Source organism: Mesorhizobium sp. M7A.F.Ca.ET.027.03.2.1 (assembly GCF_003999175.1).
Classification (GTDB): Bacteria; Pseudomonadota; Alphaproteobacteria; order Rhizobiales; family Rhizobiaceae; genus Mesorhizobium.
In genome coordinates, this window is sequence record NZ_RZOM01000087.1 from 1 (window position 1) to 10,235 (window position 10,235).

General features: G+C 64.0%; 10 protein-coding genes. 3 read left to right on the top strand and 7 right to left on the bottom strand.

Features of this window, described 5'->3' with window-relative positions:
* From EN750_RS06315 to EN750_RS06325, 3 genes are all read right to left on the bottom strand, one after another.
* Positions 1 to 547 (bottom strand): hypothetical protein (locus EN750_RS06315; RefSeq protein WP_127395913.1); only part of this gene is annotated, 547 nt, incomplete at its 3' end.
* Positions 544 to 2,817 carry a xanthine dehydrogenase family protein molybdopterin-binding subunit gene (locus EN750_RS06320; protein WP_127395914.1) on the bottom strand — a complete coding sequence of 758 codons (2,274 nt, stop codon included), beginning with the start codon at positions 2,815 to 2,817 and terminating at the stop codon, positions 544 to 546. The genes EN750_RS06320 and EN750_RS06315, both read right to left, overlap by 4 nt.
* A gap of 2 nt (positions 2,818 to 2,819) precedes the next feature.
* Positions 2,820 to 3,281, bottom strand: a complete 462-nt coding sequence (locus EN750_RS06325; RefSeq protein ID WP_127327650.1) for a (2Fe-2S)-binding protein — start codon at positions 3,279 to 3,281, stop codon at positions 2,820 to 2,822.
* A gap of 122 nt (positions 3,282 to 3,403) precedes the next feature.
* On the opposite strand from EN750_RS06325, the gene EN750_RS06330 reads away from it, so the two are divergent.
* Positions 3,404 to 4,000: a TetR/AcrR family transcriptional regulator gene (locus EN750_RS06330; protein ID WP_127395915.1), complete on the top strand. Its 597-nt coding sequence runs from the start codon at positions 3,404 to 3,406 to the stop codon at positions 3,998 to 4,000.
* A 33-nt stretch (positions 4,001 to 4,033) separates the two neighbouring features.
* Here the strand turns inward: EN750_RS06330 and EN750_RS06335 are convergent, their stop codons facing one another.
* From EN750_RS06335 to EN750_RS06345, 3 genes are all read right to left on the bottom strand, one after another.
* The gene (locus EN750_RS06335) at positions 4,034 to 5,167 is read right to left on the bottom strand and encodes a patatin-like phospholipase family protein (RefSeq protein WP_127270167.1); all 1,134 of its coding nucleotides are present in this window, start codon (positions 5,165 to 5,167) and stop codon (positions 4,034 to 4,036) included.
* 46 nt (positions 5,168 to 5,213) lie between these two features.
* Positions 5,214 to 5,996, bottom strand: coding sequence for a 3-hydroxybutyrate dehydrogenase (locus EN750_RS06340; protein ID WP_127395916.1), 783 nt, complete (start codon positions 5,994 to 5,996; stop codon positions 5,214 to 5,216).
* Between the two features lie 186 nt (positions 5,997 to 6,182).
* Complete coding sequence (locus EN750_RS06345) at positions 6,183 to 7,271, bottom strand: citrate synthase/methylcitrate synthase (RefSeq protein ID WP_127395917.1); 1,089 nt, start codon at positions 7,269 to 7,271, stop codon at positions 6,183 to 6,185.
* 92 nt (positions 7,272 to 7,363) lie between these two features.
* Between EN750_RS06345 and EN750_RS06350 the strand changes: the two genes are divergently transcribed.
* Positions 7,364 to 8,503, top strand: a complete 1,140-nt coding sequence (locus EN750_RS06350; protein WP_127395918.1) for a citrate synthase — start codon at positions 7,364 to 7,366, stop codon at positions 8,501 to 8,503.
* 21 nt (positions 8,504 to 8,524) lie between these two features.
* On the opposite strand, the gene phaR is transcribed toward EN750_RS06350, so the two are convergent.
* Positions 8,525 to 9,136, bottom strand: coding sequence for a polyhydroxyalkanoate synthesis repressor PhaR (gene phaR, locus EN750_RS06355; RefSeq protein WP_027037157.1), 612 nt, complete (start codon positions 9,134 to 9,136; stop codon positions 8,525 to 8,527).
* Positions 9,137 to 9,437: 301 nt separating this feature from the next.
* On the opposite strand from phaR, the gene EN750_RS06360 reads away from it, so the two are divergent.
* Positions 9,438 to 10,235: acetyl-CoA C-acyltransferase (locus EN750_RS06360; RefSeq protein ID WP_127395919.1), on the top strand; the 798-nt coding region annotated here is incomplete at its 3' end.

Sequence of the window (10,235 nt, forward strand, 5' to 3'; positions counted from 1 at the left end):
CTTCGGCGGAGCCCGGAGCCGGTTCACGACCCGATCCCGGCGCCCAGCCCCAGGCGACCAGTCTGTCGTCGCGAACATGCACCGCGATGTCCTTCAAGCTGCGGTTGCCATTGCGCAGGGGATCCTTGATCTGGGCGCAGATTTCGGCCGAGGACATGCCGAACCAGGCCATCTCGGCTGGCGCCAGATGCCAGTTCTCGGCCCCGGGCGGCCCGTGCAATGCCTTGGAATTGCTGGAGAAATGGCAAGTCATGCAACGCAGGCCCGGACTGCCGAAGCCCGACCCGTCAGCACCGCGCTGGACATTGAAGGCGTGCACGCGCGTGCCGCCGTAATGCGCACCCGACCAGCGCGGTCGCTCGTCCGCGACATGACAGTCAGCGCAGCGCGGATGCGAGAACACCGCATAGACCTTGTCCCATTCGGACAGGGCTTTTGCTGTGTCGACTGCCACCGGCGCCGGCGTCTGGCTCTCTTGCGCGATCGCAAACGATGCTGCGAGCACAAGCGTGGCAGCAGGCGTCAGCATGATGACGAGCTTCTTCATGCGAAGGCCACCGCTTTCGACAGCGGCAGCGTGCGGATGCGCTTTCCGGTGAGCGCGAAGATGGCGTTGGCGAGCGCCGGAGCCGCCGGCGGTGTGCCGACCTCGCCGACGCCGCCCATCCTGTGGAAGTTTTCCAGGATGGCAACTTCGAATACCGGGCACTGGAAGATCCGCATGGCGTCGAAATCGTGGAAGTTCGACTGTTCGACCATGCCGTCGGCGAAGGTGATTTCCTGCCCCATCGCCGCCGAAAGACCGTAGATGGCCGCCGAGATCAACTGCGCCTCGATGATGCCGGGATCGAGCGCGGTGCCGACATCGGCGGCGACCCACACCTTCTCGATACGGATTCCGGCCGGCGTGTCCGCCACCTGGACGATCTCGCCGACCCAACTGCCGAAGGACAGGGTGAAGGCCATACCCTTGGCCTTGCCGGCGGGCAGCGCCTCACCCCATTTCGCCATCGCGGCGACTTTCTCCACCACCTTCACCGCCGAGGGATAAGCGACCATCAGTCTCTTGCGCATCTCGACCTGATCGATTTTTCCGGCAATGGCGATCTCGTCCATGAAACCCTCGTGGAAGAAGCCGTTGACCGAGCTGCCGACCGAGCGCCAGGAGCCGACAGGGATGGAGACCGGCGCCGCGACACCAGTGACCCGGTAATTCGGGATGGAGTAGGGTTGGTCGTAGGCGCCATCGACGATGGTCTTGTCGGGACCGAGCGGCGATATCGAAGGGAACAGCCGGCGCAGCATGCCGGCAATCACCGATGGTGAGGCCATCTTCATGTCGACGGCCACCGGCATGCCATCGTCGCCAAGCCGCGCCTGGAACTTGCCGATAGCAGCCGGCCGGTAGGCGTCGTGGCGCATGTCTTCCTCGCGCGTCCAGGTCACCTTGATCGGACGCCCGCCCGTCTCTTTCGCCATCAACGCGGCACACAGCGCGTAATCCGTCTCGACGCGCCGGCCGAAACCGCCGCCCATGAAGGTGGTGTGCACATTGATCTTGTCCTGCCCGATGCCGACCGCGTTGGCGCAAAGCTGCCGCACCAGGGTCGGCGCCTGGTTCCCGCACCAGATGTCTAGCGCGCCGTCCCTGAGCTGCGCCGTGGCGTTCATCGGCTCCATCGTCGCATGCGCCAGATAGGGCACGGCATAGTCTGCCTCGACGATCCTTTCGCGCGGCGCGTCGGCAAAAGCGGTATCGACGTCGCCATTGTCGCGCATCACCGACCCCTTGGTGGCAAGCGCCTGCTTCAGCACATCTGAAATGGCAGCGCTGCCGAGCGGGTATTCGGGATCGAACCACTGGGCGTCGATCGCCTCGGCCGCCTTGAATGCCGCCCATGTGTTGTCGGCGATGATGCCGAAGCCATGGCCATAATTCGTCTCAAGCGGCACGATCTTGATCACGCCGGGCATTTTTTCGGCCCTGGAAAGGTCCGCCTTGACCGGCTTGGCCCAGAAGCGCGGGCTCATCTTGACCGTGCCGTAGAGCATGTCCGGCAGCCTGACATCGATGCCGAAGATCGGCGCCCCGGTGACCTTGGCCAGCATGTCGATGCGCTTTTGCGGCTTTCCCAGCAGCTTCCAGTCGGCTTTGTCCTTGAGCCTGACTTCGTCCGGCGGCGCCATCGCGGCGGCAGCCGCGGCGACCGCGCCATAGGTCAGCGACTTGCCCGACGCCTTGTGCAGGATCGAACCGTCGGCCGTTTCCAGATCGGCTGCGGCAACACGCAGTTCTTGCGCCGCAGCCGCGATCAGCATCTGCCGGGCAGCGGCACCCGCTTGCCGCATCTTGTCAAAACCATCGCGTGTCGAAGCCGAACCGCCGGTGCCCTGCAGGGCAAGGAACTTGCCAACCACGCCGAGACCCGAACGCACCGCTTGCGCCGTCATGCTCTCGTCGAAGAAGGCGAACGGACCGCCCTCTTGAAGGATCGCGGCGTTGTAGTAGGCATGGGATGCTGGTCCATGCTCGACCTTAACCCGGTCGAGCCCGACGTCGAGTTCCTCTGCGACCATGGCCGCCAGCGTCGTCGAGATGCCTTGCCCCATCTCGGCGCGCGGCGCGACGATGGTGATGGTGTTGTCGGCGCCGATCTTCACATAGGGGTTGAACGTCGCCTCGCCCTTGCCGAGTTCGGCCTCGAGCGGGTTCGGAAAAGGCTTGCGATAGTAGTAATAGCCGACGGCAACGCCGCCCGCGACAGCGGCAGCGCCGATCAGAAACGTGCGGCGGGCGATCTTTCCGACACTGGCCATGGTCAGAGACCCGCCGTCTTGAGCGCCGCGGCCTTCTTGATGGCCGAGCGGATTTTGGGATAGGTGCCGCAGCGGCAGAGATTGCCGCCCATGGCGTTGTCGATGTCGGCATCGCTTGGGTCGGCGACTTCATCGAGCAGCGCCACCGCGCTCATGATCTGGCCGGCCTGGCAGTAGCCGCATTGCGCGACCTGTTCCTCCAGCCATGCCTGCTGCACCGGATGCAGCTTCCCCGCGGTGCCGATGCCTTCAATGGTCGTGATAGCGCCGCTGACCTGCCCAACCGGGAGTGAGCAGGAACGCACCGGCTGACCGTCAACGTGAACTGTGCAGGCGCCGCAGGCGGCGATGCCGCAGCCGAATTTCGGCCCTGTCTTGCCAATGAGATCGCGCAGCGCCCACAGCAGCGGCATGTCCGGATCGGCATCGATATCGAATGACTGCCCGTCGACGGTAAGGCGCATGGGGATACCCTTTGTTGTCGTCCGCTGCCAAGGGCGAAGCGTCCTCTCGGCCATTTCACCTAATACAGATTGACAAATTTCGTCATTTTGTCAAATAGGATTTTGCAGGATAGAATTGCTCCATGAACCAGATCGAAGACATCACCGCCACAGACCCCAAACGCGTCCGTATCCTGGATGGCGCGATGAAGGTATTTTTGGCCTATGGTTTCTCGCGCACCACCATGGACGATATCGCCCGCGCCGCAGACATGTCGCGCCCGGCGCTCTATCTCCTGTTCAAGAACAAGACCGACATTTTCCGCGCCATCGCCATGATGATCCTGTCACGCTCGGTCGAGGCGGCAAAGATTGCCCTATCCGGCGATGGCCCTTTCACCGAGCGCATGATGCGGGCCATCGACGAGGCATTCATCTCGATGATGGGCGCGGTCGTTGCTTCGCCGCACGGCGCCGAATTGCTGGACATGGAATCGAGCCTTGGCGATCTGGTAGGCTGCTGGCGCGGCGGGCTTGGCCAACACATCGGCGCCGCGATCGAGCGCGAGGCAGCCAGGAACGGCGTCGACCTGGCGGCCAGAGGCCTGTCGGCGCAACTGCTTGCCGACATGCTGCTCGACGGGCTGGAAGGCATGAAGGCGCGGATCAGAGATCCGGAGGGACAGCGGCAGGCGGCCGCTGCCCTGATCAGGGTGATCGACCTGACCTTGAAGGCATGATTGCGGACCAATCGATGCACATTGATTGGTCGCTCAGGCGCGCCGGCGCTCTGCCTCCGGGTTCTTGCGCGCCGCAAGAAATTCCTTGACCCGCCGGCCAGGTGCCGGACCGCGCACCGGCTTGAAGCCGTCATCGAGTTCGCCGGAGAGATCGAGCGTCGGTCGCTTGCCGACGGCCTCGTAATTCTCTTCCAGCCAGTCGCTGGCGGCGGTGCGGCCGAGATCACGCAGGTAGGTCAGGAACGCCCATTCGGCGTTGACCTTCGAGGACGCCGACAGGTCCTTGAACGCCTCGTCGGCATCGATGCGGTGCATGCGGATGTCGCGATACTCGCCATGCGGCAGACGGCCGGCGGCGATCAGTTCCTTGACGAAGGCGATCGAGCGGAATTCGCGCAGCAACCCGGCGTTGAAGGCGATCTCGTCGATGCGGTTCTGGATCTCGTTGGCGCTTCTTGGTGTTCCCTCCCGCACCACCGGATTGATCTGCACCAGAAGCACGTCCTCGGTCGCAGCCGTCTTGAAGAACGGATAAAGCGCCGGGTTGCCGCCATAGCCGCCATCCCAATAGGGCACCCCCTTGATCTCCACAGCACGGAACAGTTGCGGCAGGCAGGCCGAGGCCATCACCGTGTCGAGGTCGATCTCGCCATCAGAAAAGACGCGCAACTGTCCGGTCTCGACATTGGTCGCCGAGATGAACAGTTCCATCGACTTGCAGGCGCGGACATTGTCGAAATCGATCTCCTGCTGAACCACGTCGCGCAGCGGGTTGAAGCCGAGCGGATTGGCGACATAGGGCGAGAACACCCGCGACATGGTGTCGAAGAAGACATAGCCAGGCGTATTCTCGATCGACCAGTTGCCCCAGGCGACATCCCACGGCATGCGGTGTACCGGGCTGAACCGGCCCTTGGCCGCCACCGCGCGCCAGAAATCGTCAAGTTTCTGCCGCGCTCCCTCGACACCTCCGCGCACATATCCGTCGGCCAGCGCCACTGCGTTCATGGCGCCGGCGCTGGTGCCGGACACTGCTGATATCTCCAGCCGTCCGTCCTCCAGCAGGCGGTCGAGCACACCCCAGGAAAAGGCCCCGTGCGAGCCGCCGCCCTGAAGCGCGATGTTGATCTTCTTCTTTGTCTCCTCCGCCTTGCCGTTTTTGGTCATGGCGTCGTCCTTGGTTCGTTTTGGATAGATGAGAAGGTTTTGCGCCTCACGCGGCGGTCCAGCCGCCATCGACCGAGAGATGCGTGCCGTTGATCTGCGCTGCCGCGTCCGAGCACAGGAACACCGCCGCTGCCGCGATCTGCTCCACCGTGACGAATTCCTTGGTCGGCTGCTTGTCCAGCATGACCTCACGGATGACGGTCTCGCGATCCATCTGATGGGCTTTCATTTGGTCGGGGATCTGCGCCTCGACCAGCGGCGTCAGGACATAGCCCGGGCAGATGGAGTTGCAGGTGATTTTTTCGCGCGCCAGTTCGAGTGCGACCGTTTTGGTCAATCCCATGATGCCGTGCTTGGCTGAGACATAGGCCGATTTGAACGGCGACGCGACCAGGCCGTGCGCCGAGGCGATGTTGACGATCCGGCCACCGCCGGCCTCCTTCATCAGCGGGATCGCGGCTGCAATGGTGTGGAACGCCGACGACAGGTTGATGGCGATGATGGCGTCCCATTTCTCGATCGGAAAGTCCTCAACCGGCGCGACATGCTGGATGCCGGCATTGTTGACGAGGATATCGACCGATCCGAATGTCTCAGCCGCCTTGGCGACAAGCGCCCGGCATTCCGCCGGTTTCGACATGTCCGCCTTGATGTAGGCGGTTTTCACCCCATGGTGTTTGGCGATCGCATCAGTGATGGCGTGGTCGGCGGCCGTGTCGGAGAAAGAGTTGACGACGACATTATTGCCTTCGGCCGCCAACGCCTGGGCGATGGCCAGGCCAATGCCCGATGTGGAGCCGGTGATGACTGCGGTTTTTCTGGCGGCCAAGGGCGGAGTCCTCTGGTTGCGGCAAGAGCGAGCTTATGTTGCACTGCAGCATATATGCTCAATGCGACGCAATAACAGCGGCCAGAATTTTTGAGGAGATGAAATTTTCGTCATGAGCGGCCACACGGCCGCTCACCAGGAGGATATCGTTTGGATCGCCGGTCGCTCGCCAGGCGCCGATAAGCCTCAGGCAGCCAGCTCCGGCACCGGCCCGACATAGTGCGACTGCGGGCGGATCAGCCGCCCGGTCGTCTGCTGTTCGCGCGCATGCGCGATCCAGCCGGCGACGCGCCCAGCGGCAAAGACATTGCTGAAGGTTTGTGGCGGAAAGCCCGCCGCCTCCAACAGCAGCGCGGTGTAGAACTCGACATTGGTCTGCAGCGAGCGCGACGGCTTGGCGATCCGCAGCACGTCGAGCGCTACCTGTTCCACTGTCTCCGCGAATGCCAGCCGGCGGCCGGTTTCGCCCTCGCCGCCGAGTTGCCGCACGACGGCCTTCAGCACATCGGCGCGCGGATCGCGCACACGGTAGATGCGGTGCCCGAAACCCATGATGCGCCTGCCGTGCGAGATCTCGTCGCGAAGCCAGCCGGAGGCATCGCCATGCGCCTGGATCGCATCCAGCATCTCGATGACAGGGCCAGGCGCGCCGCCATGCAGCGGCCCCTTGAGCGCGCAGAGTCCGGCCAGCACGGAGGATGTCAGGCCGGCCTGCGTCGAGGCCACCACGCGCGTCGCAAAGGTCGACGCATTGAGGCCATGATCGCAGACGGTCACGAGATAGGTATCGAGCGCCTTCGCCAGCGCCGTCGAGGCGACGCTGCCGCTCAGCATCTTCAACATGTCGGCGGCATGATCGGCGCGGCTGTCCGGCGCGATCGGCTGCTCGCCGCGCCGCAGGCGCAGCAGCGCCGGTGTCAGCACGGCAGGTGCCGCTATCAGCCGCAATGCGTCCGTCAGCGTGTTGCCGTCCGGCAGCAGCGCCATGCCGGCGCGCATGGCGCTGTAAACATCGAGCGACGCCAGCAGGGGCAGCGAGGGCAAGAGCCGTTCGAACACCTCGGCGCGTGCCTGGCCCAGTGCCCGCGTCAGTTGCGCCTCATCGGGAAGGTCGTCGAAGAAGCCGTCGAGCAGCAGCCGCATCACCTGGGCATAGTTCAAGCGGCCGGCCAGCTCCGGCAGCGAATGACCTCGGATCGTCAGACGGCCACCAAGACCATCCACATCGGAAAGCACGGTTTCCGCCGCCACCACGTCATCGAGCCCATTCGCCATAGCCTGTCTCCTTGAAGCATTTCCGGATCGGAGATAGAGATGGGCAACGTTTCCATCAATCTTGATCAATAGAATCAATATCAGGGCTCGATATGTCCGAGTGGTTGTCCCGGGAAGAGGCGCTTGAGCGCCTCAAGGTGCGGGCGCAGACGCTGTACGCCTATGTCAGCCGTGGGCGCATCGGCATGCGGCCCGACCGCGCCGATCCGCGCCGCAGCCAGTACCGCGCCGACGATATCGCCGCACTGGCGACCCGCCGGGCGCGCGGACGGAGCCCATCAGTCATCGCTGAAAGCGCCATTGCCTGGGGCGAACCCTCAATCGTAACGGCGATTTCGACCGTCTCGCACGGTCGGCTCATCTATCGCGGGCAGGACGCCGCAGTGCTCTCCGGGCACGCCACACTGGAAGAAGCCGCCGCCATTCTCTGGGCTCTGCCGGAACCGGTGGCTTTCGAAGCACCGTCGCCGGATGTGCCCCATCAAGCCGGCCGGGCCTCGGCTTTTGCGCAACTTGCCGTGCTTGCCGGCCAAGGGCGCCCGTCGCTTGGGCGCAACCGGGCCTCGCTGCATGCCGATGCCGCGCACGCTGTCGGCGTGCTGGTCGCCGCGCTGGGCGCACCGGCAGGACCAGATCCCGTCCATCAGCGGCTGGCGCAGGCCTGGTCGGTGGACGCCGGCGGCGCCAATGCGATCCGCCGCGCGCTTGTCCTGCTTGCCGATCATGAACTGAATGCGTCGACCTTCGCCGCGCGCGTCGCAGCCTCGACCGGCGCGCCGCTGGCCGCTTGCCTGCTGGCCGGGCTCGCGACGCTGTCAGGCCCTCGCCATGGCGGTGCCGGCGAGGCGGTGATGCAACTGGCCGAGGATGCGGCCCGACATGGCGCCGATGCGACGATCCGGCGCTGGCTCAGCCACGACCGGCCATTGCCGGGGTTCGGTCATCAGCTCTATCCTGACGGCGATCCCCGAGGGGCGGCGCTTCTGTCGGTGATCGAGGTTGACGGCACACTATCTTCGCTGCGCGATGCTGCCCTTGCGGCGACCGGCGCGCTTCCCAATATCGACTTTGGGCTGGCAGCGCTGACGCGCAGCCTCGGCTTGCCGCGCGATGCGCCGTTTCGCCTGTTTGCGCTCGCACGCAGCGTCGGCTGGGCCGAGCACACGGTCGAACAGATCACAAGCGGAAGTGTTATCAGGCCGCGCGGCCGCTATGAGGGCGTGCTGGTGTAGGGTTGCAAGAGCGCCAAGCGCTCAGGACATCGTGTCGAGCTTGCGCTGCATGGCCGCGATCTGGTCCTTCAGTTCCTGAAGATCGTCGGGTTTTTCTGACGTTTCCTTCCTGGCCGGCTCGGGCGACGGCGCGGCGGCTGGCGCGGTGCCGGCGGGCGGGAACGGCGTGAACAGCCGCATCGCATTCTGGAACATTTCCATGTTGCGGCGTGTCTGTTCCTCCAGCGCCTTGATCGGCGTGGTGATCTTCATCATGTCGAGCGGCGACTTGCCGATCGCCCCCTTCATCTGCTCGCGAAAGCGTTCCTGCTCCTTGGAAAAGGCAAGCATCGACTGTTCGAGGAAGCTCGGCACGATCATCTGCATCTGGTCGCCGTAATAAGCGATGAGCTGGCGCAGGAACGGGATCGGCAGCATGTTTTGCCCGTCCTTGTTCTCCAGTTCGAAGATGATCTGTGTCAGCACCGGATGCGTGATGTCGTCGCCGGTCTTGGCGTCCTGGACGGTGAACTCCTCGCCCTTCTTGACCATCTCGGCGAGGTCCTCAAGCGTCACATAGGTGCTGGTGCCGGTGTTGTAGAGGCGGCGATTGGCGTATTTCTTGATGATGATCGGATCGTCTTTAGCGGCCATCTACATCCTCCCGGGGACACCGGCGCGCCTCTGAGCAAGCCGCCGATAACGATTGTGCCTTTTTTTTGAGGATATGCGCAAAAGCTTCACAATTCCAAGCAGTTTGTGCAGTGCGGGATCACTAAATGCTGCATAGCAGGCAAAATATGCTGCGCAGCAATGGACGAATGGTCGCCCTGGCAAGGCACGGCCTGCATGCGGCGCATGGGCGCCATGCCCATTTCCGGTTTGACTTGGGGTTGGGAAAGGGCAAGAAAAGTCCCCAACGACAGAGCAACACCCTTGAAGTCTGGAGAAGAAAATGTCCGCTTCCATCGTCATTGCCAGTGCGGCGCGCACGCCGGTCGGCTCCTTCAACGGCGCCTTCGCCGCCACCCCTGCGCATGAACTCGGCGCCGTCGTCATCAGGGAATTGCTGTCGCGTGCCGGTGTCGAACCAGGCGAGGTCGACGAGGTCATCCTCGGCCAGGTGCTGACCGCCGCGCAAGGCCAGAACCCGGCCCGCCAGGCATCGATCAATGCCGGCCTGCCCAAGGAAACCACAGCCTGGGGCCTCAATCAGGTTTGCGGCTCGGGCCTGCGTGCCATTGCGCTCGGCATGCAGCAGATCGCCATCGGCGACGCCAAGGTGATCATCGCCGGCGGCCAGGAATCGATGTCGCTTTCGACGCATGCCCAGCACCTGCGCGCCGGCGTCAAGATGGGCGACTTCAAGCTGATCGACACCATGATCAAGGACGGGCTGTGGGACGCCTTCAACGGCTATCACATGGGCAACACCGCCGAAAACGTCGCGCGTCAGTTCCAGATCACCCGCGAAGACCAGGACCAGTTCGCGCTCGCCTCGCAAAACAAGGCCGAGGCCGCGCAGAAGGCCGGCAAGTTCAAGGACGAGATCGTCGCCGTCACCATCAAGGGCAAGAAGGGCGACACCATCGTCGACCAGGACGAATACATTCGCCACGGCGCCACGATCGACGCCATGACCAAGCTGAAACCGGCTTTCGACAAGGACGGCACGGTGACCGCCGCCAACGCCTCCGGCATCAATGACGGTGCCGCCGGCGCGCTGCTGATGAGCGAGGCGGAAGCGGTGAGG

Excerpts from the sequence above, each read along its gene's own strand:
- EN750_RS06345 (WP_127395917.1), bottom strand. The coding sequence starts at position 7,271 with ATGGCGAATGGGCTCGATGACGTGGTGGCGGCGGAAACCGTGCTTTCC.
- EN750_RS06350 (WP_127395918.1), top strand. The coding sequence starts at position 7,364 with ATGTCCGAGTGGTTGTCCCGGGAAGAGGCGCTTGAGCGCCTCAAGGTG.
- phaR (WP_027037157.1), bottom strand. The coding sequence starts at position 9,136 with ATGGCCGCTAAAGACGATCCGATCATCATCAAGAAATACGCCAATCGC.
- EN750_RS06335 (WP_127270167.1), bottom strand. The coding sequence starts at position 5,167 with ATGACCAAAAACGGCAAGGCGGAGGAGACAAAGAAGAAGATCAACATC.
- EN750_RS06330 (WP_127395915.1), top strand. The coding sequence starts at position 3,404 with ATGAACCAGATCGAAGACATCACCGCCACAGACCCCAAACGCGTCCGT.
- EN750_RS06320 (WP_127395914.1), bottom strand. The coding sequence starts at position 2,817 with ATGGCCAGTGTCGGAAAGATCGCCCGCCGCACGTTTCTGATCGGCGCT.
- EN750_RS06325 (WP_127327650.1), bottom strand. The coding sequence starts at position 3,281 with ATGCGCCTTACCGTCGACGGGCAGTCATTCGATATCGATGCCGATCCG.